18 protein-coding genes and 1 pseudogene are annotated in these 21,793 nt (G+C 45.6%); 11 read left to right on the plus strand and 8 right to left on the minus strand.

Translation table 11 applies throughout. The annotated features are described in order from the left end of the window. Nucleotides 1–84: 84 nt before the first annotated feature. A complete protein-coding gene (locus FW758_RS05330; RefSeq protein WP_006087434.1) occupies nt 85–594 on the minus strand; it encodes a DUF2062 domain-containing protein in 510 nt (169 codons plus the stop codon). Nucleotides 595–626: 32 nt separating this feature from the next. Here FW758_RS05330 and FW758_RS05335 point away from each other — a divergent pair, with 32 nt between their 5' ends. The 4 genes from FW758_RS05335 to FW758_RS05350 are packed head-to-tail and all read left to right on the plus strand — an operon-like array spanning nt 627 to nt 6,005. Further along, on the plus strand, nt 627–2,978 hold the full coding sequence (locus FW758_RS05335) for a DNA internalization-related competence protein ComEC/Rec2 (protein WP_446444828.1): 2,352 nt from the start codon (nt 627–629) through the stop codon (nt 2,976–2,978). A 32-nt stretch (nt 2,979–3,010) separates the two neighbouring features. Beyond that, nucleotides 3,011–4,819 (plus strand): lipid A export permease/ATP-binding protein MsbA, encoded by a 1,809-nt coding sequence (gene msbA / locus FW758_RS05340; RefSeq protein ID WP_446444829.1) that lies wholly within the window; start codon nt 3,011–3,013, stop codon nt 4,817–4,819. Continuing rightward, nucleotides 4,820–5,839, plus strand: a complete 1,020-nt coding sequence (gene lpxK, locus FW758_RS05345) for a tetraacyldisaccharide 4'-kinase (protein ID WP_446444830.1) — start codon at nt 4,820–4,822, stop codon at nt 5,837–5,839. Further along, a complete protein-coding gene (locus FW758_RS05350; RefSeq protein WP_006081200.1) occupies nt 5,826–6,005 on the plus strand; it encodes a Trm112 family protein in 180 nt (59 codons plus the stop codon). The genes lpxK and FW758_RS05350 overlap by 14 nt, the downstream gene beginning before the upstream one ends. A 164-nt stretch (nt 6,006–6,169) precedes the next feature. Here FW758_RS05350 and FW758_RS05355 read toward each other — a convergent pair whose 3' ends face one another. Next, entirely contained in the window at nt 6,170–6,631 is a 462-nt protein-coding gene (locus tag FW758_RS05355; RefSeq protein ID WP_446444831.1) for a hypothetical protein, read from the minus strand. 132 nt (nt 6,632–6,763) lie between these two features. Here FW758_RS05355 and FW758_RS05360 point away from each other — a divergent pair. Continuing rightward, nucleotides 6,764–7,453 (plus strand): annotated as a pseudogene (locus FW758_RS05360) (energy-coupling factor ABC transporter permease). A gap of 169 nt (nt 7,454–7,622) precedes the next feature. Here the strand turns inward: FW758_RS05360 and FW758_RS05365 are convergent. The 3 genes from FW758_RS05365 to FW758_RS05375 form a co-directional block, all read right to left on the minus strand. After that, the gene (locus tag FW758_RS05365; RefSeq protein ID WP_006081203.1) at nt 7,623–7,979 is read right to left on the minus strand and encodes a glutathione S-transferase N-terminal domain-containing protein; all 357 of its coding nucleotides are present in this window, start codon (nt 7,977–7,979) and stop codon (nt 7,623–7,625) included. Between the two features lie 360 nt (nt 7,980–8,339). Then, entirely contained in the window at nt 8,340–11,810 is a 3,471-nt protein-coding gene (locus FW758_RS05370) for a DUF748 domain-containing protein (RefSeq protein WP_446444832.1), read from the minus strand. A gap of 254 nt (nt 11,811–12,064) precedes the next feature. After that, nucleotides 12,065–12,445 carry a VOC family protein gene (locus tag FW758_RS05375; protein ID WP_446444833.1) on the minus strand — a complete coding sequence of 127 codons (381 nt, stop codon included), beginning with the start codon at nt 12,443–12,445 and terminating at the stop codon, nt 12,065–12,067. A 467-nt stretch (nt 12,446–12,912) separates the two neighbouring features. On the opposite strand from FW758_RS05375, the gene FW758_RS05380 reads away from it, so the two are divergent. From FW758_RS05380 to FW758_RS05390, 3 genes are all read left to right on the plus strand, one after another. After that, on the plus strand, nt 12,913–13,617 hold the full coding sequence (locus tag FW758_RS05380; protein ID WP_041408515.1) for a DUF445 domain-containing protein: 705 nt from the start codon (nt 12,913–12,915) through the stop codon (nt 13,615–13,617). Nucleotides 13,618–13,719: 102 nt separating this feature from the next. Continuing rightward, on the plus strand, nt 13,720–14,070 hold the full coding sequence (locus FW758_RS05385; protein ID WP_107404793.1) for a VOC family protein: 351 nt from the start codon (nt 13,720–13,722) through the stop codon (nt 14,068–14,070). Continuing rightward, nucleotides 14,045–14,275, plus strand: coding sequence for a DUF1289 domain-containing protein (locus tag FW758_RS05390; RefSeq protein ID WP_011846519.1), 231 nt, complete (start codon nt 14,045–14,047; stop codon nt 14,273–14,275). Before FW758_RS05385 ends, FW758_RS05390 begins: the two co-directional genes overlap by 26 nt. A 261-nt stretch (nt 14,276–14,536) precedes the next feature. Here FW758_RS05390 and cdd read toward each other — a convergent pair whose 3' ends face one another. Next, nucleotides 14,537–15,427: a cytidine deaminase gene (gene cdd / locus FW758_RS05395; protein WP_446444834.1), complete on the minus strand. Its 891-nt coding sequence runs from the start codon at nt 15,425–15,427 to the stop codon at nt 14,537–14,539. A gap of 210 nt (nt 15,428–15,637) precedes the next feature. Then, entirely contained in the window at nt 15,638–17,050 is a 1,413-nt protein-coding gene (gene sbcB, locus FW758_RS05400) for an exodeoxyribonuclease I (RefSeq protein WP_446444835.1), read from the minus strand. A gap of 176 nt (nt 17,051–17,226) precedes the next feature. On the opposite strand from sbcB, the gene FW758_RS05405 reads away from it, so the two are divergent. The 3 genes from FW758_RS05405 (at nt 17,227) to FW758_RS05415 (ending at nt 19,427) form a co-directional block, all read left to right on the plus strand. Further along, nucleotides 17,227–18,054, plus strand: a complete 828-nt coding sequence (locus tag FW758_RS05405; protein WP_446444836.1) for a hypothetical protein — start codon at nt 17,227–17,229, stop codon at nt 18,052–18,054. Nucleotides 18,055–18,095: 41 nt separating this feature from the next. After that, the gene (rlmA, locus tag FW758_RS05410; protein WP_432311504.1) at nt 18,096–18,911 is read left to right on the plus strand and encodes a 23S rRNA (guanine(745)-N(1))-methyltransferase; all 816 of its coding nucleotides are present in this window, start codon (nt 18,096–18,098) and stop codon (nt 18,909–18,911) included. Between the two features lie 306 nt (nt 18,912–19,217). Continuing rightward, nucleotides 19,218–19,427: a cold-shock protein gene (locus tag FW758_RS05415; RefSeq protein ID WP_006081219.1), complete on the plus strand. Its 210-nt coding sequence runs from the start codon at nt 19,218–19,220 to the stop codon at nt 19,425–19,427. A 762-nt stretch (nt 19,428–20,189) separates the two neighbouring features. On the opposite strand, the gene FW758_RS05420 is transcribed toward FW758_RS05415, so the two are convergent. Next, entirely contained in the window at nt 20,190–21,749 is a 1,560-nt protein-coding gene (locus FW758_RS05420; RefSeq protein ID WP_446444837.1) for a SulP family inorganic anion transporter, read from the minus strand. Between the last annotated feature and the right edge of the window lie 44 nt (nt 21,750–21,793).

A 21,793-nucleotide genomic window follows, 5' to 3' on the forward strand; every position in this document is an offset into this window, starting at 1 on the left:
AGTCATTGTTCCGCTTATGCTGTTACTTAGGTTAACTAGCCTTCGGCTAAAACTGCATCAGCATAAGCGGTGGGAAAGGAGAGGTTATTTATTCTTACGTTTTTGCCACTTAAACATAATGGAATATTTCCACAGATTGTTAATCAGCAAATAGCCCACTGCGGAAAAAATTACCCCAAGAACAAGGCATCCCAGTAAAAACGCCGGACCTATGGTGGCAAGGGAGGCTTCAATCCATTGCCAACTGGCTTCGAAGGCAAAATCTTGCGGCGCATGGCCGAGTATCTTAGCGCCGAGCAAATACGCGCCATAAAACATCACTGGCATAGTTAAGGGATTGGTTATCCAGACTAATGCGACAGAAACGGGAATATTAACGTTAAATAGAATGGCAAAAGCCGCCGCAACTACCATCTGAAATGGCATAGGGATCCAGGCGACAAATAATCCTACGGCGAATGCGCCAGGGGCGGATTTGCGATTTAGCGCCCACAAATTGGGATTATGTAATAAGCGTCCGAACATGCGTAAGTGTTTATGCTCACGCAAGGTTTCAGGCTTAGGCATAAATCTTTTGATTAATTTTTTTGGCATAGGCTGAAATTGCTGTCTTAACTTAGTTCACTATGAATCGATTCATGTTTGGCTTTAGTGCCATCTTGTTATCAGCGATGTTGTGGCCTTCGCTGCCGCCAGTCAGTTATATACCCTACCTTGTTGTTGGGGCGTTAATTTTATACCGAAAAATCCCTGTCTGCGCAGGTGGACTCTTTGCAATGGCATGGCTAACTGGTTTTTGCTTAGGATTATCTAGGCAGGATCTTCCAGTGTTACAACAACCTATACAGGTTAGGGGCGAAATCATATCACTAGTTAGTCGAAACAGCGACTGGCTAAGTTTGGATATATCGGTCATTAAACCAAATTTAATCTTAGGGCCAAATGCAAAATTGCGACTCACGTGGAAAGATCCGCCAGAAGTCGATGTCGGTCAGGTTTGGCAGTTTACCTTGATGCCTAAGCGTATTGCTAGCGTGTTAAATCAAGGTGGCTACAACGAGCAGAAACAATTAATCAGCCAACATGTTGTCGGTAAAGGGCGAGTGATAGAGGCGCAGTTACTTGCGTTTTCACCTTCACTGCGTAACAAGCTGATAAGCACATTGACGCCTGAATTAGTCTCTTTGCCGCAAGGTGATATTCTACTCGCCTTACTTTTGGGTGATAAGCAGTTGATCTCAAAAGTGCGTTGGCAAGCATTACGACAGACAGGTACGGGTCATTTAGTGGCGATATCTGGCTTGCATCTTTCGGTCATAGCAGCATGGATTTACACATGCCTTTTGTTTGGCTTAAGTCGCTTAGTGCCACATCAGAGTCGGCGTAATATCACCCTTGCCTTAGTCGCAGCGGGCATAGGCGCCGTATTTTATGCCTATCTTGCTGGCTTTGGCATTTCGACGCAGCGTGCATTAGTGATGATTCTGCTGTTAATGCTGTTGAGTCTATTAAAGCGCTTTTCTACGGCGTGGGAGCGCTTATTATTCGCCCTGTTCATTGTATTGCTGCTTGATCCGCTCGCTTGTTTAAGTGCGGGGTTTTGGCTGTCGTTTTGTGCTTTAGGCATCATCTTATACACCTTAGAAATCCAACCAAGGGAATTTACCCCCGCGTCGACTCGAAGGGCGCGTTTACGCACAGGGATGATGCAGTTTTGGGCTATCCAATGGCGCTTAAGTCTCGGGCTTGGATTATTGCAAGCGGCACTCTTTGGCGGCGTGAGCGTACACAGTCTGTGGATGAACATCTTGGCCGTGCCTTGGTTTAGCTTTGTCGTGATCCCCTTAGCCATGGCGGGATTTGTCTGCTGGTGGCTTGGGACGGCTTTGGGATTATCTCACTTCGGACTCTCTTCGCTTGGAGTACTGCGTCTCAGTGATTGGAGTTTATCGCCCTATGCGCAGTTGCTCGACATCAGCCGGCAATTACCCGCCCATTGGTTAGCACTCTCTGACAGCCTATTAGCCTTAGGATTCTGCGCGCTCGTTGGTGGTGTGTTATGGCGCTATGTGCCTAAGCATAAACACTATATTGCTTGGTTAAGCCTATTGAGTTTGTTGTTTATTCCCGCATTACTTTTTTGTATGACGCTGTGGTCTCCCGTGCAAACCCATCGATGGACCATGCATTTACTCGATGTGGGCCAAGGTTTAGCCGTGGTGATTGAAAAGAATGGCAAGGGGTTTATCTATGACACGGGCGCAGCTTTCGGTGATGATTTCAGTTATGCGGAGCGGGTGATATTGCCCTTCCTAAAAGCCAAAGGCATCCAAGAGATTGATTATATTGTTATCAGCCATAGCGATAACGATCATGCGGGCGGTGCGCCTGTCTTGATGGAGGTTTATCCAAAGGCTTTAGTGATCACAGATGTTGCTGGCTTTAGCGGCCAAGATTGCCGCCCAAGGCAGATTCAATGGCAAGGATTGCGCCTTAACTTACTCTCGCCGCCTCAAGTGCTGGCGGGCAATAATGGCTCTTGTGTGGTGCGCATTGATGATGGCCTGCAGAGTCTGCTGCTCACCGGGGATATTGAAAAACAAACCGAAGCGGCACTATTACGTAGTGAGTTAAGTGTGAGCGGTGATCTAAGTGACCTAAACGAGTTACAAAGCGACGTGCTGGTAGCGCCGCACCATGGCAGCAAAACCTCGTCGACAGAGGCCTTTATCGATGCCGTAGCCCCTAAGTTAGTGCTTTTCCCTGCGGGTTTTGCTAATCGCTATGGTTTTCCTAAATCCACAGTGGTTGAGCGGTATCAGCGACGAGAGATAAGGAGCCTGACCACAGGGACAGAAGGGCAGATTAGTGTGATTTTTCAGCAGTCTGAGTTAGAGGTAAAGACCTATCGTGGTGATTTAGCGCCATTTTGGTACAACTCTCTGTTTAGATTTGGTGACTTGATTAATCCAGAGTAGAATGCCTACTTTGCCATAATTTAGTGTTATCAATGACAACATCTCCTAAAGACGAAATGTGGACAGTTTTCAAACGATTACTGGGCTATATAAAACAGATGAAAGGCATGTTTATGCTTTCAGTTGCGGGATTAATTATTTATGGTCTCGTCGATGCCGCCTTTATCGCTTTCATCGGCCCCTTTATCGATAAGGGTTTTTCCGGCGGCGCACCCGCTGCGGTCACCAATGGCATAGCCTTGCCAACCAGTGAAGGTTTCCACGCGAACAACGACGTGCTAATGATGGCGCCGCTTGTGGTTATCCTCATGTTTTCCCTGCGCGGTTTTGCCAACTTTGTTTCGACCTACGGCATTTCATACATGAGTGCGCGTTTGATCATGGACATGCGTCAGCAAGTGTTTGAGCATTATCTGAGTCTGCCTGTCAGTTACATGGACAAGGAAAATACCGGTAACTTGATTTCAAAAGTCACCTTCGATACTGAGCAAATCGCTCGAGCATCGGGAAGTGCATTGATTTCTATCGTCCGCGACAGTGTGACTGTATTGGGTATGCTGGCACTGATGTTCTATAACTCTTGGAAGTTATCCCTGTGTATCTTAGTGATCGGGCCGATTATGGGCATGGTCATTGCTGTGGTCAGTCGTCGATTCCGTAAGGTTTCTAAGCAAATTCAAACCGCCATGGGCGGCGTGAGTGCCACGACTGAGCAAATGATTAAGGGCCATAAAAACGTATTGGCCTTTGGTGGACAAGAAACCGAAGCCACTCGTTTTGCTAAAGTGAACGATCAAAACCGTCATCAAAATATGAAGTTAGCTGTGGCGCAAGCCATTAGCCAGCCGTTGATCATGATTATCGGCTCATTCGCCTTAGCCTTTGTGCTTTATGCGGCAAGCTTAGACAGCATGAAAGCCGATCTCACCGCCGGTACCTTCGCGACAATTCTTGGCGCTATGATGGCCATGTTGCAACCCATTAAAAACTTAACCCGAGTGAACGCTGAATTCCAACGGGGTATTGCAGCTTGTACCACAGTGTTTGAATTACTGGATACGCTGCCAGAATCCGACACCGGCACTTATACCGTTGAGCGCGCTAAGGGTCATTTACGTTTCGATAAGGTCTGTTTTACCTATGACAGCCAAGACCGCCGAGCGCTAGAATATGTTGATTTTGAAGTTAAACCGGGTCAAACCTTAGCGCTAGTTGGCCGTTCTGGCTCAGGTAAGTCGACTATCGCCAGTCTAGTGACCCGTTTTTATACGGGGCTCGAATCCGGCGATATTCTGCTTGATGATGTCAGCATTTACGATTACTCGCTAAAATCGCTGCGTAATCAAGTGGCTCTGGTATCGCAGCAGGTGACCTTATTCAACGATACGATTGCTAACAACATCGCCTACGCCTATCCGGGTGAAGCAACGCGTGAGCAGATTATTGAAGCGGCGACCTTGGCCTATGCGATGGAGTTTATTGACCAGCTGCCCCAAGGCCTTGATACCCAAGTGGGTGAAAATGGCGTGTTATTGTCCGGTGGTCAAAGACAGCGGATTGCGATTGCGCGCGCTATGTTGCGTGATGCGCCTGTATTGATCCTCGATGAAGCGACCTCGGCATTGGATACTGAGTCAGAAAAAGCGATTCAGAAAGGCTTAGACAACCTCAGACAAAACCGTACCTCAGTAGTGATCGCCCACAGGTTGTCGACTATCGAGAGTGCCGATCAAATTTTAGTGGTGGATCAGGGACGTATCGTCGAGCGCGGGACGCACCAATCACTATTGGAATTAAATGGCATGTACGCCAAATTGTACCAAATGCAATTCGGTAGCTAGATGCAGACCTTAGTGAATAAAATTTGGTATCAGGGCCATCCACTGCGATGGCTCTTGTTGCCTTTATCGGGCGTATTCGCGGTGATCACTTATGTGCGCCGCGCCTTGTTTCGCCTCGGATTCAAACCACAAACGGCAATGCCAGTGCCTGTCATCGTTGTTGGTAATATTACCGTCGGTGGCAGCGGTAAGACGCCAACCGTGATTTATCTGATTGAGCTACTGCGCCAGCATGGGTTTCACCCCGGAGTGATCAGTCGTGGTTATGGCGTTGATATTCAAGGTGTTAAAACGGTTAACTTAGGCGCGAGCGCGGTAGAGGTCGGTGATGAACCTGCCATGATAGTGGCGCGCACTCAAGTGCCCATGGTGGTTGGCGCCAAACGCGTCGATGCGGCTAATGCGCTTATTGCCGAGTTTGGTGTGGATGTCATCATCTGCGACGATGGGCTGCAGCATTATGCGCTGGGGCGTGATATTGAGCTGGTGGTGATTGATGGTCAACGCGGTTTAGGCAATGGCCTGCTGTTGCCGGCAGGTCCGCTGCGTGAAGGTGCGTGGCGTCTCGATGCCGTGGATTTTATCGTCTGTAATGGCGGACCCGCAGCAAAAGGTCAGTTCGAAATGCAACTGGCCCCAACTGACGTGAAGCCCGTTAAATGCGATGCAAACTGCAGTAATTACAGTTTCGATAAATCTCAGCCGCTGGTTGCGATGGCGGGTATTGGTAACCCTGCGCGTTTCTTTGAATCGCTGCGCGCCCAAGGTTATCAACTGGCGCTATGCCAGGGTTTTGATGATCATCAGCCCTACGATAAAACCCAATTACGTGATTTAGCCCAAGACTTGCCGCTATTGATGACAGAAAAAGATGCGGTTAAATGTCGCGATTTTGCACAAGAGAACTGGTGGTATTTGGCGGTCAATGCCAAGCTATCCCCACAATTTGATGAGCAGCTGCTCGCACGTCTTCGCGAGGTGGCTGCAGCTAAACAAGGAAACTTCCATGGCATTCGATAAAAAATTGTTAGATATAGTGGCTTGCCCTGTGTGTAAGGGAAAACTTGAGTACGATAAAACGACGCAGCAGTTGATTTGTAAGGCAGATAAGCTGGCCTATCCGATCACTGAAGGTATCCCTGTGTTATTAGAAAATCGTGCTGTGCCGCTGACTGAATCAGTTTAGTCTGATGTGAATGCGCGTATTGTCCAATACGCGCATACTTACCTTTTTGAGCTTCTCTTATTATTGTTTTCGCTATTTTTAGCCGATTAACAGTGCTTATCTAATCTTGCGTCTTTTCTATGCTTAGACCTTAGCCACGCAAATCTAAGTGACTCAAACCTTCGCTAATAGTTCACAAATTTCTGTTTATCGGCATTGGTCGCGCCTTCTTGGCATTCACCACGAATTTCGCCTCGACCGGGTTCGATAATCCGACTCAATTCGATATAACCTTCGCGGCAATAACCTGTCATTTCAAGGGTTTTCGTTAAACCTAATTCGACTTGTCGTCCCCAAACTTCTAATGAGTCCTGTAGATTTTGCATCGCGCGACGTTGTTCACGGGGATCTTGCATGCTACGCACGCGGGCATCGTGCGGGAAAGGGCGGTCTGCATCACCCATATTAGATTTATCATCGACCAGCCGCGCTGTGTAGCTGAAGAGTTTAAGGCCATCGGCTTTAATGTCTGTGGTTAACTTATCCCGTAATTTTCCGGCAAGTTCACTAGGATCGATGGGGGCACTGCTACAGGCGATGAGCGAGAAACAACTTAAGATGGCAAGGCTGAGGTATCGAAGCGGCATAATCAAATTTAACTCTTAGGTTATTAACTGACAGCAGAATACCTTAATATGACTCTAAAGTTCATGGATTTATGGCATCTTCATGGACTGAGTGTGACTCTATTGGCGCAATGGATTAAGGATGGGCGATTAATGTTGGCGTTTTGGTCGAATAAATGGGCGCAAATCGAGTGGGATATGAGCCTGACTCAAGGCATATGCCTTATGCTCTTGGCGTTATGGCTTTATGCAATATGGCCAAAAGACGAGTTAGCGCAGATCCGGCGGGATAAAAATCTGCAGTTACGCTTGTTACTGACGCTGGTGGGCGTCAATGCGCTGTGGTCGTTAAATGCCAGTATTCAAACTGGGTTGCATCTGCATTTTCTGGGAATAGTAACCTGTATGCTGATGTTCGGTTGGCGTCTTGCGACAGTGGCATTACTGTTGCCGAGCGCTTTTTTTAGTCTTTTTGTACTAAAATAGCCCGCTGATTTTGGGGCTTTTAGTCTGTTCGCCATGGCTGTGCCGCTGTTCCTGTGTTTTGTTTTATACAGTCGCAGTTACCATTTATTTCCTAAACACATTTTTGTGTTTATCTTCGTCGGCGGTTTTATCAATGCGGGCCTTTCAACTGTGTTTCATCAATTGAGTTGGGCGATGTGGTTGTGGTCTGCAGCGGATTACGATTGGAATGTGTTAGTGGATGACTACTTTATGCTAATCCCTTTGCTGGCGTTCCCCGAGGCATTGCTTAATGGTATGGCGGTAACGCTATTGGTGGTGTATCAGCCCCAGTGGTTATTTGATTATTCTGACCGTGAATATTTGTGGCGTAAGTAGATGTGATTAAACAACGCAATAAAAGAACTGCGCCCGAAACCTTGGTATTTCAACGGAAAACCCATTGTAAAGTTCATTGGGAAGTCCATTGAAAAGTCGATTAAACAGTTCATTAAAAAGGCACTGGGCGCACTTACTTGGAGATTTACACAGACAGTTGCACCGCGATTTAGGCGAAGCGTTGGTCTAAGTAGTTAATGATTTCTTTAGACTCATACAACCACTGTACTTGGCCGTTTTCTTCAATACGCAGACAAGGTACTTGCTGTTTGCCACCTTGGGCGACGAGCTCATCTTTGTGTGGCGCTTTTTTAGCGTCGTGGGTCACTATATTGAGTCCCTGACGGCGCATTGCACGGCGGACTTTTACGCAAAATGGGCAAGCTGGATACTGATACAGGGCTAATGCTTGAGTTTGAGTATCAATCTGTTGTTGCTCTGCCAGTGGACGTTGGCGCTTTTTAGGGCTAAATACGAAGTTTAAAAACAGAATGATCCTGCCTAAAATCCAGCGAATGATAAACATGTCAGTGACCTCAATGATAATGTGTGTTGAAAAGTGATTCGTGTGTCAATGGCGCCGTCGCAAATGTGCGACGAAACTGAGATTTAGCGATTCGTGCGTGCGATCCCAGTTGCATAAAGGCCGCAGAGTGTAACCTATGGCACAAAGCGCGGCCAACATTTTAGTGTGGATTAACAGGTAGAAGATTCTTTGGCGACAAGGACAGCGTTTTCGCTTAGCGGTAACAATTAGATATGCGCTTAGCTATACATTTAGGCATGCTCTTCACCATAAGAAAGAAGCCCGCTAAAGGTAAACTTTAGCGGGCTTCTTTTATCGTAAACACAGCAACATTAACCCATTGCTTGAGTTATTGCGCGTCTATTGCGCATCTATGGTAAGGCTCACTTGGGCCACATTTTGGGTTAAACTCACTCGGCTTTCGAGCAAGAAGATCCGCTCTGGGGCAATCTCTTTCACGTCTACAAGGTAAGCTTTGACGGCTTTTGCTCTTTCTTGGGCCAAATTACCCAACATGCCATCGTTAACATTCTGCGCTTTTACCGACAGATTATATAAAGCGATATGCCAGCGGGTGGTGATTTGGTCATCGGAAAGCTGCGCGTCTTTGGCCTCTGCTACAACTGTGTCTTTTATTAGTGCCGGATCGGCTTTAACTTCCTGCTCATAGAGCTTCACTAGCGCATCGGCGAGCGGCCCTTGGGTCGGGAATTGGCTTGGACTTAAATCATTAGGTAACGCACTGAACTCGATATTGGCTAACTTAGCCAATTTACGCTTCATGATACGCTCAGCAATCGCTTGGCTGTCATTGATGGCATCGACTTCACCTTCAACGCTGAGCTTAAGCATAGGTCTGTCGAGTAAGGCGCTGGCGAGTTTGTCTAAACTTTTCTGCTCATCTTCACTTAGGCTGAATTGAGCGGCGGCAAAGCTGATTTTGTCTAAGGTTTCGTCTGAACCTATCAGCCCCGCTAAGAAAGTGAAGGGCGCAGTGACGGCTTTAGTGATCACATTGGTAATCGCCGTCATTATGATGCTGCCGACACTAAAGCTGGGTGAGTCTAAATCGCCAGAGACCTCCATACCTAAATCAATCACGCCGTTACGGTCCTGTAACAGCGCAATGGCGAGCGTGATAGGTAAGCTAGTGGCAAGGTCACTGTTACTGGGTTTACCGAGTTTCAGTTGATCTATGACTAGATGGTTATTGCCCTTGAGCTTGTTCTGATCGAGTTTGTAGTTCAGCGACAGTGATAACTGTCCCTTATCTATGTAGTAACCCGCATAGGTGCCTGAGTAAGGATTGACTGACGTTAGCTCAACACTTTTGAAGATCAAATCGAGATCTAAATATGGCATGTCTAACAAAGGGTTAATATCGCCTTTTAGGGTCACAGGCGCGTACTTGTCAATCTTACCTTTGATATCGACCGAGGCTTTAGTGCCTGGTATGGATGACAGGTGAGTGATATTGCCTTCAAGCAGCTCAATTCCCGAAGCAAAATTCGGAGTCAGTGAGTTATCGGCAAAGTAAGCCGAGCCTTGGCTAAAGCTAATTTTTTGAATATCGAGGCTCAGCTCAGGCGTTGTTGACTTGCTCGCCATTTGCGGCTCGGTTGCGGTTTGCTTAGCAGGGGGCGCGCTGTTCGTTGTCGCACTATTCGTTACTGAAGCTGCAATAGGCGCTTCGACGATAAGGTCGCTGATATTAGTGCTTCTATCTTTAGCGATCACCACTTTGGCGTAGGGTTGATTAAAGGCTAAGTGATCGATTTTGATTTGATTTTTTTGTTGGTCAAAATCTAGCTGATTGATATTCATCTTTTGCCATTTGACCAGCGGGGCATTACGCAATTTGTCATGAATGGCTAAATCATCGAGCTCAACACTGCCGCCGTAAATGGCTTTACCCTTGGCATCAGCCGTGAGCTTGCCTGCAGAGCTTAATAAACCACTCTTAAGCTGGATATTCACGTAGGGGGCAAGATACGGTTGGAGCTGGATTAACGCGAGCTTATCGAGTTGAATATCGGCATCTATGGCTTCGCCTGGCACATCGACCTGGCCTTGGGAGCTTAAAGTACCTTTGTCATTAATGCTGAGTTGTAGCGCATATTCAATCGGCTCGGCCAAGGTGCTGGTGATAGTTTTTGTTGAAAAGTTGAGCGGATACACACGCCATTGCTGCGGTGTCTCAGTTAACTTTTGCTCCGACAGATTAAGATCGTAGTTTTCAATATTGAGCGCATCGAGTTGCACGAACCAAGTGTCTGTTGACGCCGTTACTGGCGCTTGCTTGATTGGCTGTTGTGGATCTGCCTCTGAAGCGACTTCTGCAGTGGCTTCATGAGTGGCATCAGCTGTGATGTTTGCGGCGGCCTCAGTATTTTGCTCCGTTTTATTGTTCTCGCTGGCTGTGGCTAATTCGCTTTCTGTTGGTTTGTCTGCGGTATCGCTTGCATCAGTTGCCGTCTCGGTTATTTGAGGCTTTTCTTCCACTTGCGTGACTTGTGCGCTCTCAACATTTTTGGCCTCTAGTGGCTTAGCATCTGCCGGTTTAGTTTCTATCGAATTAGCATCTATCGGCTTAGCATCGATGGAATTAGCAACTAGCGGCGCTGCACTTGTAGACGCACTGGCGGATTTAGGTATGAACAAGCTCGCGAGATCGAGTCCGTCTGGATTCAAAATGGCGTTTACAGTGAGGCCATCACTGTGAAGCTTATTGATGCGTACTTGCTGCTGCTTCAGATCCATTGTAATACCGTCGAGGGCAAAGATTGGCAGCTTGACCACTGAGCGCTCTTGGTCGTTAAAGTTCAGTTTTTCAACAATAAACTGGCCATTGTTGCTGGTGACTTGTAACTCGCCATTCTCGGCAAGATCCACTTGATACTGAGTCTTGGCAGTGATCTCGCCATCGGTAAGTGCTGGCTTAAATTGATCGTCGATAAATCGCCAGAGTGGTCTCAGTTTCAGTTTGGCGATGTGGACGTCACCCGCAACTTTTAGTGGGAACAGTTGGAATTGCCCCTGCAAACTGATTTCACCAGCATGATCATCACTGAGTTGTATCGCATAGTGATTGTGCTGAATTGGCATAACTTGGGAGCCAGAGCCAGTATCAGAGGATGATTGGGCGTTTGGTGTCGGGTTGGCTTCAGTCTTATTTGCTTTTGTGGCTGGTGCTACTGAGGCCGACAATGCCGACATCAAATATTCAGTATCGAGCTGACTGAGTTTTAAATTGATATTGGGATAATTAATTTTAGCAAGGGTAATTTTGTCATCGAAGTTAAATTGCCCTGCATCTAACACAAATTGGTTGAGCAGGACACGAACGGGGGCGCTGGCTTCTGCGGGTGTTGTTTCTGTGCTCGCGGAGGAATGCTCGTTCAAGGTCTGCAGAATATCGTCGAAGTTGAATCCAGCTTTGCCTTTTTTCTCCACGCGGATGATGTGTGCGTAGGGCGCTTGTATGTGTATGTTTTCGATAACGGCGGCGCGATTAAAAACAGATTGCCAAAAGTTCACTTCGAATTGGACTTGCGCTAAGCCTGCAAACGGTTTTTCGTCTTTTTCTTTAATGGCCAGTTGGTCGATTTCGACTTTGAAATTAAAGGGATTGATGCGGATATCCCCGAGGGTGACGGGACGGCCGAGTAAAGCAGAGAGTTTTTCGGGTGCCAGCGTGGTTATCGCATAGGGCAGGATTAAACCTAATGTGCAGACATAGCTAAGGTAGACGGCGGTGAGGTAAACAAGCACACGCAGGTACCTTGGGAGAGCAAAAAAAGTGTGTTTGAATTGCGATAGCTGGGTCAGCATTAATATCAAGGCTCCAATGCATAAGACAGGGAAAAACTGCCATAAGTGCGAACATTCTAGCGATTAACGCTAATGTTTCCAGAGATTATTTATATTTTATCAATGAAATCTTGGCATTACCCGACGACAACTTCTTCCGACCCCCGTCGTTGCTGAATGACAACCTATCTTCTACATTGATAGCTACATCGGTATCAACCTGCGGCGTATCCCTTGAGTCGAAACTCATCATCATGTTCAGGTCAGTTTTTACATCAGCGTTTTAAATAGCTAATGGCCGCAATAATGGCGCCCTGTGGGTCTTTTATCCAACAAAAACGGCCCACCTCCGGAATGTCTTCAGGGCCAAACAGAATGTCACCGCCGAGTTTTTTGGCACTGATAGCCACTTGATCCACATCGTTAACCGTAATATAGCCTGTCCAATGTGAGGGAAGGGTGGGGATTAAACTGTCGGTAATTCCGCCAATGCTGATGCCTTGGTTTTCAATAATGTGATAGTGACCGTGGGGCAATTTAACGGTTTTAAAATGCCAGCCAAAAATTTCAGCATAGAAGCGCATGGCCTCTTCGGTATTATTGGTTGTGAGTTCATGCCAACTTAACTCCCCTGCAGTGTTAAAAGCCGATTCCATAAGCGCATCCCTAATTTATAGTGGTTAACTTTTGTATTTGAGCCGATGTTCAGTGGCTGTGTTAAGGCCTGTATTTAAGACATGTGTTTAAGCCCTGAATTCTGAGCTTGCATTTGGAAACCCTATTTCGGGTTTCTAACCCAAATTGAGTGTAGTTGAGGCCCATTGATAATTCACAGGCGGTAAATTAAAATTTCTGCATTTTGAGCTTGGTGAGCATTAAATTAACTTAATGTTCTACAAGGAGATTCACTTATTTAGCATAGGCCAATCGGCCGTTAGCGGCTCTGTGACGTTGCGGCTTTGGCGATGAGCAGGATGCAGCTTATCGCGCCAAGACTTAGTACTGAAAACAGATTTGAAAATGGGTTCGTTTACTGTGGTTTGAGTGTTAGACCTGACTCCCGTTAACTTGTTAATATAGGCCAGTTTTGCATCTTATCGATGCCACCTTAGGGGATACGAGATTGAATAAGAGTTTAGTAACAAATTTATTGGCGGCTGCTTTGGTGGTTGTGGGTTACCTGATGCATTCGGCAATTGTCCTGAATGTCGGATTGTTTGCCTTATCGGGTGCTATTACCAACTGGGTTGCGGTTTATATGTTGTTTGAGAAAGTTCCCGGACTTTATGGCTCGGGAGTCGTGCCTTCTCGTTTCGAAGAGTTTAAGGCGGGCATTGCTCATCTGATGATGAAGCAGTTTTTTACCACAGAAAATATCGAACGATTCCTATCGGAAAAAGAAGGCATCAGTAAAATGGATTTGGCGCCCGTGATTGAAAAGGTCGATTTAGCACCTTCTTTCGATGCCTTAATTAGCACTGTCGCCCAATCTTCCTTTGGCGGCATGTTGTCTATGTTCGGCGGCACTGATGCATTATTACCGCTAAAAGAGCCGTTTATTGTGAAGATGAAAGCCTCTTTAGTTGAAATGGCGCAAAGTGATGCATTCCACGAGCTGTTGAAACAAGAAATCGAACAGCCAAATGTGATGGCCGATCTGCAAACTAAAATTGCCAACATAGTGGAACAAAGGTTAAACGAGCTGACACCGCAAATGGTGAAACAAATCGTTCAGGATATGATCCAAACGCATTTAGGTTGGTTAGTGATCTGGGGCGGGGTGTTTGGTGGTCTGATTGGACTTGTCGCAGCCTTAATCCAAGGTTAACCTGAGTTAAAGCCGCGAATAGAATGGGAGCTTTGGCTCCCATTTTTTATTCATGCATTTTGTGCCCATCATTTTGTTCCTCATTAAATAGCAAGGAAGTCTATGAACCTTCAACACAGCATCAATTATTTGGAAATCCCGAGCCGCGATATTGCGAGTTCTAAGGCCTTTTTTAGCCAGGTATTTGGCTGGACCTATGTCGATTACGGTCCTGAATACAGCTGCTTTATGGATGTCGGGATCACAGGTGGCTTCTATCAAGCCGAGGTGGATTTTACCCTCGCAAAAGGCTGCCCGCTGATTGTGATCTACAGCCAGAACTTAGAATTGACTCTGACGGCTGTCGTGGCCGCTGGCGGCGCTATTACGGCAGATATATTTAGTTTCCCCGGTGGTCGCCGATTCCACTTCACTGAACCCTGTGGCAATGAATATGCCGTCTGGTCAGAATGATCCTAATGCCAATCCTTGTATCCGCAATTGTTGTTTAGACCAGCAAGATATTTGCTTAGGTTGCTTTAGGCATCTCGATGAGATTTTAGCCTGGCGCGCTATGTCAGATGTGGAGCGGCAAGCTTGTTTTGCCAGAATGGCGCAGCGTAAAGCTGAGTCTCAGGCCAAAAGAAGCGGCGTAAATAGAACTCTGGATAGTGAGTAGCCTTGCATAATTGTGCTGAGGTTAACCATTTATGCCGAGTTAGCTTTCACATTTGAATACTCAGCGTTTGCGTTTGAGCACTAGGCGTAACGTTTGAGGATTGGGTGTTAGGCATTAAAGTTCAATACAGCTACTTTGGCGTCAGCATTAGCGCGTGATCACTTGATGTTGAAGTATTAGTCGAACAATCCAACGGCGAAATACGCATTAACGTATTTCGCCGTTGGCATTTTGAAGCATTCTTGGCATTTGAAGCAGGCGTTACACGGGATCTATGACTATGTGCTCAAGTTCGATGGCGGCAACGGTATGGAGTGCATCCATAGTCGCGCCGACTAAACTGATTTTTCCTTGAGATGATTCAATCAATACCGCACGGCTGATATCGCTAAACTCGCGATTATGGCGAACGAGATTCGACAAGGCCATTTGCATCGGCAGCATAGAAGGATTGAATGCCGCGTTCTCTGCATAGCGACCACAATAGGTTGCGCCATCGCGAGTTTCTAAAACCACGGCAGCAAAACTCTGAGTATAAGGCGCGTAGCTTAAACCGGCATGATCTAAACCTACGATGATCATAGGATCGGCACTATCTAAAGCAAATTCAGTTTGTTGCTTCGCCATTAAAGGCGAAGTGACATTTAAGTCTTTTGGGCCAAAGGCATAGGGTAAATAATACGCCAGTGGATGGCTTTCCTGTGCGGGTAGATGAATGCTGATCTTACTTCCTTCAACCAGCTCATTCATAAATTGACGGCAATGGCCGCAAGGGCTGGCATTGACTATGATATCAACAATTTGGCTTTCACCGCTGAGCCATGCATGGCTGATAGCGCTTTGTTCTGCATGGACAGAATGAAACAGCGCTTCACCGGGTAATTCTAAGTTGGCACCCATGTAGATATCGCCACTTTTTCCTTTGGCAATCGCACCGACATAAAACTCACTGATAGGCGGTTTCGCCAGTGCAGCGGCTATCGGCAGCAGTGCCAGTAACACTTCTGCTTCGGTCATCTTGCTTGCACTTGTGAGCGTGGCAAGTTGCTGCGCATCTAAGTGCCCAGCAAAATTCTGGTGCAACATCGGAATGAGAGCATCGGCTAACGGCGTTGGCAGTTGGGTTATGCTACGAATGAATCTATCTTGCATTTCCCGATTCCTTATTTGTTAAGTTCATGGAAGAACATTCTAGTAATTTTGTTACAGCATAAATGCGAGTTAGCTCGCGTTTATACGCTGCAAATGTGTGTGTTCGATAGTAAACAATTTAAGTTATGCGCCTAATAGAGTGAGTCTATTCACGAATATAAACAAGCTTAAGACTATTAAATAAAAGACTTAAGCTTGAATTGATTAAACTTAAAGTTCACGCAAATAATGACAGAGGGCAGCCAGTAACTTCTGTTTAGTCTCATCCGCTTGTGTATCTTGCAGCAGATTTTCTAATTTAAGTACGTAGTCTTGATCGGCTAAGCGATTTTGACAGAATTCACGCCAGCGCTGTGACTCTTCGTAATCGAGTAGTTCAGGGTAATTACGGGCACGGTAACGAAACAGCATTTCAGGGATACGTGGGTCATCAAACTGCAAGTCTAGCGCCGCTAAATTTTGCGGTAGGGTATGACGGATGATTTCCATTTTCGCTTTATCAGCTTGGCTAAAGAAACCACCAGAATACAGCATCAAATCGGGATCTGTGGTCGCTCTGCTGTCATCGTGCTCAAATAATAGCGCCAGTTTTTCACGTAGTTCTGGGTGAAGTTTAAGGCGTTTATATTGCTCTCTGGCAAATTCTTTATCTATGCCTAAACGAGCGGCATGTTCATCGCTGAGGATTTTAGCCGAAGTGATAAAAGGGCACTTATTTAAATGAATTTGTTTTATCGCGATCGGTAATTCGTCTTCGGCAAGATCGGCTCTTGGCGTATACATACGCGTTTTAATTTGCTCGATATCTAGCTCAAAGAGTGGCGTTAAATCCATGGCTAAATTAACGCAAATAACTGCATTTTTATTGGTTGGATGGTGCGCCACGGGGGAAATCAACGTCGTACAGCCATTGCGAGCACTGATCTTAGAGCTCACGTGTACTAACGGCTGCATATTGAGCACATCGATTTGAACGCTCACCGCTTGCTTACGGCGCAGGTCAAAATAGTACTGATATAACTTAGGTTGTTTCTCGCGAATGAGTTTTGCCATAGCGATGGTTGCATACACATCAGACATGGCATCATGGGCTTTCTCATGGCTTAAACCATTCGCTTGGGTCAAATGTTCTAGCTTAAAACTAGGAGATCCATCTTCCTTGGTTGGCCAATTGATCCCTTCGGGTCTAAATGCGTAACACGCGCGTACTAAATCAATGATATCCCAACGAGAGTTGCCATTTTGCCATTCACGGGCATAGGGATCGATAAAGTTTCTATAAAAGCCATAACGGGTCACTTCATCATCAAAACGCAGTGAGTTGTAGCCCGCGACACAGGTGTTTGGCTGGCTAAACAGTGCTTGAATACGCCCCATAAACTCAGTTTCAGGGATGCCTTTTAAATTGGCTAACTGCGGAGTGATCCCTGTGATCAATATCGCTTCTGGTGACGGCAAATAATCAGGGGCTTGCTTGCAATAAAATGTCTCAGGCTCGCCGATGATATTGAGATCTAAATCCGTGCGAATACCGGCAAATTGCGAGGGTCTGTCTTTCGCCGGGTTAGCCCCGAAGGTTTCGTAGTCGTGCCAAAATATGCTTGGCTGGGAATGATTAGACATAATTAAATTCAAATGACAGTTTATCGAATAATAACATCTTAACACCGAAACTCCCCGAATGAACATTTACACCATTAAGGTAATTAAGTCATTATCTTGAGAATATAAAGACTTAATTGGTGATCTTCATTCAGATTCAAAGGTACAATCGCGGCTGAACAGGGGAATAATGTCTTATGTATCATCAATTTTTAAATGAGCCTATGGTGCTTGATGCCGAAAAGGCGTCGAAACTCACGTTGCGGTTACCCGACGATATCAGTGATTTTATTGTGTTACAGGCGATCAGTGCGCCTTTGCTAGAGGTCGTCGTTATTGCTGAAGCTGGAACCCCGCAAAATATTGCTATCCGCTTTCAACCGTTTATGGGTCTTAAGGTTGAATCATTACCGCAAAGTGCACAGGCCTTTAATACACCGATCACTCGGAGCCTTGGGCAAGGTTTTCGGCTTTATACGCGTATGGGCACTGCAGCAAAATTTTGCGCAGCAGAATTGAGACGGGGCGTATCTTTTACCTTAGACATGACTAATCGTTTAGGCGCAGAGAATTGCTTAACGTTTGCCTTACAAGCAGATTCAAAGTTTGAGTTAGTGCCTTTAGAAGCCGATTTACGTGTCTTACATGAGCCTAAAGCGTTGATGGTCGCCAAAGCGCTGTTAGCAAGACAATACGACTATGCCGCTTCGTCAGAATCCCTTGCCATTTACATGACCGAAATCGAGCAAGTTAGGTTAGAATTACAAGCATTTTTACGCGGAGAGCTTGGCCAATGTCACGCTAGGCTTACCGATGAGGTATTAAGGCTCGATCCCTTGTTGCTTCAGAAACAACAATGGTTATTTAGAACCTATACCCATATGTTTGAGCGCCCCAATTACAACCGCGCCGCTAATGATGTTGATAACACAGATAAGTTATTAAGAAAATTAGAGTGTTATGAGTTGCTTGCCCCACCTGAACTGATCCAGATGGTTGATCGATTGATGGAAGACGAAACGTAAACTTTTCTTGCCAAAATTTAGTTAAACGATAAGAGTCCACTATGCATTATTTATGTCCCCTGTGTTCCGCGCCGCTGACGTTAACGGATCGAACTTGGGGTTGTCCACAGCAACATAAGTTTGATATGGCCAAAGAGGGCTATGTCAACTTATTGCCTGTACAGAAGAAAAACTCAAAAGATCCTGGCGATAACAAGCAGATGATGTTTGCTCGGCGTGAATTTCTAAACGAAGGCTACTATCAAGATTTGAGTGATAGAGTGAATGCACTCGCGCTCGACTTTGGTGCTGAAGCAAAGCAGATCCTCGATATAGGCTGTGGGGAAGGGTACTACAGCCAGCGTTTATTCAATGTGTTGAGCCAGCACCATGATTGTGATTTACAAGGCATAGATATTTCTAAGTCAGCAATTAAATATGCGGCTAAACGCTACCCCAATTTAGCATTTTGTGTGGCAAGTGCCTATGAGATGCCCATCGCCTCTCAAAGTGTCGATCTTGCCATTCGCATTTATGCACCTTCCAAAGTTGAAGAGTTACAACGCATTATGGCCGATGGTGGTATCTTGATAACAGTCTCTCCCGGACCTTCACATCACTTCGCCTTGAAGCAACAGATTTATGCTGAGCCTAGATTACATCCCGTATCAGCCGCGCATATTCCCGGATTTGAGTGCCTGCATCAGGAACGCTCAATTTCTCAACTTGAACTGACAAAAAGTGAACATATTGCTCATTTTTTAGAAATGACGCCTTACGCTTGGAAGTTTACCGATGCGCAAAAGCAAGCATTTGCTCTGCAAGGACTGAGTTGTGAATTGGATTTCCAAATTGAAGTGCATCGCATTTCAAGATAAGCGATAAGATTAAGCTATTGAAATAAATTATTTAAAATGTTTAACTATACTTGCTAAGCAGCATGAACTGAGTGTTCAGCTAGCCGGTTGCAAAACCGCAAAGTAGATTTAGGCAAAATAAATAATCCAAAGTGTCGCAGTGTGTTGACTTATCTTTAGAATGGTTTATAGTCTTATCAGCTTGAAGGTTGGGCTTATATTTATGTGTTCAATACGACCAGTTCGTCCTGTAAACATAAGTAATACCGGCATTTTCCAGCTCCACCGCCGTTAAGGCTTTAATTTTTTATTTACAGGATTTATATTATGTCTCAAGTTACTGGTGTTGTTAAGTGGTTCAACTCTGACAAAGGTTTCGGATTCATTGAGCAAGAATCTGGTCCAGACGTATTCGTACATTTCCGTGCGATCAACTCTGACGGTTTCAAAACTCTTGATGAAGGTCAAAAAGTGTCTTTCACTGTGACTCAAGGTCAAAAAGGTCCACAAGCTGAAAACGTAACTATCGTTGGTTAATTTTCGGTGCTGTTAGCCTAGAGCTGATAGCAATGGATTAAAGGGCTATGGTTTATTCCATGGCTCTTTTTATTTGTGCAAAATTTAAAATATCCTTCTAGGTTAGATGCTCTTCTAGAGTGGGTAGCCTTCTAAGAAAGTAAGAAAGTAAGAAAGTAAGAAAGTAAGAAAGTAAGAAAGTAAGAAAGTAAGAAAGTAAGAAAGTAAAATATACAGTTGCTAGATGCATGAGCTTAAGTTGCTCAATCGGCTCCTTAGACTACCGTATTAATTTAACTGTTAGCTCCCGCTTCCAGTTTTCCTCTTCATCTCCAAAACACCTCATTTCAGAGAGTTAATCTTCAATAAAGCTTCCTCGATTCATCCACCATGTTTTTGCTTCAGTGATATTAAAGCTTTTAGCTCTCAACACAGTATTTAGCCATAGCGTAACTTAACTCTCTAGGCCGACAGCGTGTACATCCCATCACTTTTTTGTTGTATGAATCTGGAGGATCAGAAGCAGCAGGGCACTATTAACGCTTTGGAGTCTGTTTATACAGCACTGTGTTCATTGGTAACATGCCTAACTACAAATCTCGCTATGGCTAAACCAGAATTCAGATAATAATTACTAAACCGAGTGGGATGGATTATACATTGATATGACTCAGTTTTTTGCCATTCATTGATTGGCGTTGAGTCGATAAAAAAGCCTGAATATTGCTATTCAGGCTTTTTGTATTTCTTATGGAAGCTCACACATTGCTAATGAAACATTGCTTACGAATCCAGCTTGTCATCGGCCACTTTATAGTGAGGATCATCGAGTTGATTCACTTCGACAAGATTTCCCGCTTTATGCAGCAGTGCTTTACAGTCAGCGCTTAAGTGGATCAAGTGCAACTTCTTACCCGCATTAACATAACGTTCAGCGAGCGTGTCTATTGCTTCCAATGCGGAATGATCGGCAACCCGAGAGTTCTTAAAGTCGATAACCACATCTTGAGGATCTTTTGATGGGTCAAATAATTCGAGGAAGTTCGCAATTGAGCCGAAAAACAATGGGCCATTGAGTTTATAGACTTTCCAGCCTTGCTCATTTTGCTCTTCTGTCACATTAATATGCTTGGCATGTTCCCAGGCAAAGACTAAGGCTGAAACGATTACGCCGACAAATACCGCAAATGCCAGATCGGTAAATACGGTTACCGTCGTCACTAGCACGATAACGAAAGCATCATGTTTCGGGACTTTACCCATAAACTTAAAGCTTGCCCATTCAAAGGTGCCGAGCACAACGATAAACATCACCCCAACTAGCGCCGCAAGTGGGATTATCTCAATAAATGAAGCGCCAAATAAGATAAAGGCAAGCAGCGCGATTGCGGCTGTAATTCCTGATAATCGGCCGCGTCCACCCGAGTTAATGTTAATCATCGATTGACCTATCATGGCACAACCACCCATAGCACCGAAGAAGCCGCTGGTGATGTTTCCAAGACCTTGGCCGACGCATTCTTTGTTGCTGCGACCACGGGTATTGGTCATCTCATCTATCACAGTTAATGTCAGCAGTGATTCGATAAGACCAATAGCCGCTAAGATGCAGGAGTAGGGCAGGATGATATATAAGGTTTCAAGATTAAAAGGCACAGAGGGAATCGCAAAGCTAGGTAATGAACCCGCTATCGTCGCATTATCGTTACCACTCATGGTTTTTAGGAAGTCGAGGACATTACGAGTATCAAGATCGAGTCCGACGACAATTGCCGTTACAGTGAGGATTGCGACTAGTGATGAAGGCACTGCTGTGGTGATCTTAGGCAAAAAATAAATTATCGCCATCGTCAGTGCCACTAAGCCTAACATCAGCATTAATGGTTCTTGTGGCAACCAGACTAAGTTTCCGCTGGCATCCTTGATCTTAAACTGACCTAGCTGGGCGAGGAAAATCACAATCGCCAGACCATTCACAAAGCCAATCATGACGGGATAGGGCACAATCCGAATAAATTTACCGAGTTTACATACCCCGGCTGAGATCTGGATGAGTCCCGCTAAGACTACGGCAGCAAATAAATATTGGACACCGTGCTCAACGACCAAAGACACCATGACGACGGCCATAGCGCCTGTCGCGCCTGAAATCATGCCTGGGCGGCCACCAATCAGTGCCGTGATAAGTCCCATGATAAAGGCGGCATAAAGTCCAACCATAGGCTCTACATGGGCGACAAAGGCAAATGCGACCGCTTCTGGGATAAGCGCAAGTGCAACTGTTAGCCCTGAAAGCACATCGGCTTTATGGCTAGACGTTTTGTGGCGAATGAGATCAAACATTGAACCTCTGTTATTAAGTTGTTGTGTGGATAAAAATAAGGCGC

The sequence above is a fragment of the Shewanella sp. 1180_01 genome (assembly GCF_052850535.1).

What these genes read in the sequence shown, in the direction of transcription:
- msbA (WP_446444829.1), top strand. Translation starts at nt 3,011, where the DNA reads ATGACAACATCTCCTAAAGACGAAATGTGGACAGTTTTCAAACGATTA.
- FW758_RS05420 (WP_446444837.1), bottom strand. Translation starts at nt 21,749, where the DNA reads ATGTTTGATCTCATTCGCCACAAAACGTCTAGCCATAAAGCCGATGTG.
- FW758_RS05405 (WP_446444836.1), top strand. Translation starts at nt 17,227, where the DNA reads ATGTATCATCAATTTTTAAATGAGCCTATGGTGCTTGATGCCGAAAAG.
- FW758_RS05375 (WP_446444833.1), bottom strand. Translation starts at nt 12,445, where the DNA reads ATGGAATCGGCTTTTAACACTGCAGGGGAGTTAAGTTGGCATGAACTC.
- cdd (WP_446444834.1), bottom strand. Translation starts at nt 15,427, where the DNA reads ATGCAAGATAGATTCATTCGTAGCATAACCCAACTGCCAACGCCGTTA.
- lpxK (WP_446444830.1), top strand. Translation starts at nt 4,820, where the DNA reads ATGCAGACCTTAGTGAATAAAATTTGGTATCAGGGCCATCCACTGCGA.
- FW758_RS05390 (WP_011846519.1), top strand. Translation starts at nt 14,045, where the DNA reads ATGAATATGCCGTCTGGTCAGAATGATCCTAATGCCAATCCTTGTATC.
- FW758_RS05335 (WP_446444828.1), top strand. Translation starts at nt 627, where the DNA reads ATGAATCGATTCATGTTTGGCTTTAGTGCCATCTTGTTATCAGCGATG.
- FW758_RS05350 (WP_006081200.1), top strand. Translation starts at nt 5,826, where the DNA reads ATGGCATTCGATAAAAAATTGTTAGATATAGTGGCTTGCCCTGTGTGT.
- FW758_RS05415 (WP_006081219.1), top strand. Translation starts at nt 19,218, where the DNA reads ATGTCTCAAGTTACTGGTGTTGTTAAGTGGTTCAACTCTGACAAAGGT.
- FW758_RS05330 (WP_006087434.1), bottom strand. Translation starts at nt 594, where the DNA reads ATGCCAAAAAAATTAATCAAAAGATTTATGCCTAAGCCTGAAACCTTG.
- FW758_RS05370 (WP_446444832.1), bottom strand. Translation starts at nt 11,810, where the DNA reads ATGCTGACCCAGCTATCGCAATTCAAACACACTTTTTTTGCTCTCCCA.
- rlmA (WP_432311504.1), top strand. Translation starts at nt 18,096, where the DNA reads ATGCATTATTTATGTCCCCTGTGTTCCGCGCCGCTGACGTTAACGGAT.
- FW758_RS05365 (WP_006081203.1), bottom strand. Translation starts at nt 7,979, where the DNA reads ATGTTTATCATTCGCTGGATTTTAGGCAGGATCATTCTGTTTTTAAAC.
- sbcB (WP_446444835.1), bottom strand. Translation starts at nt 17,050, where the DNA reads ATGTCTAATCATTCCCAGCCAAGCATATTTTGGCACGACTACGAAACC.
- FW758_RS05355 (WP_446444831.1), bottom strand. Translation starts at nt 6,631, where the DNA reads ATGCCGCTTCGATACCTCAGCCTTGCCATCTTAAGTTGTTTCTCGCTC.
- FW758_RS05385 (WP_107404793.1), top strand. Translation starts at nt 13,720, where the DNA reads ATGAACCTTCAACACAGCATCAATTATTTGGAAATCCCGAGCCGCGAT.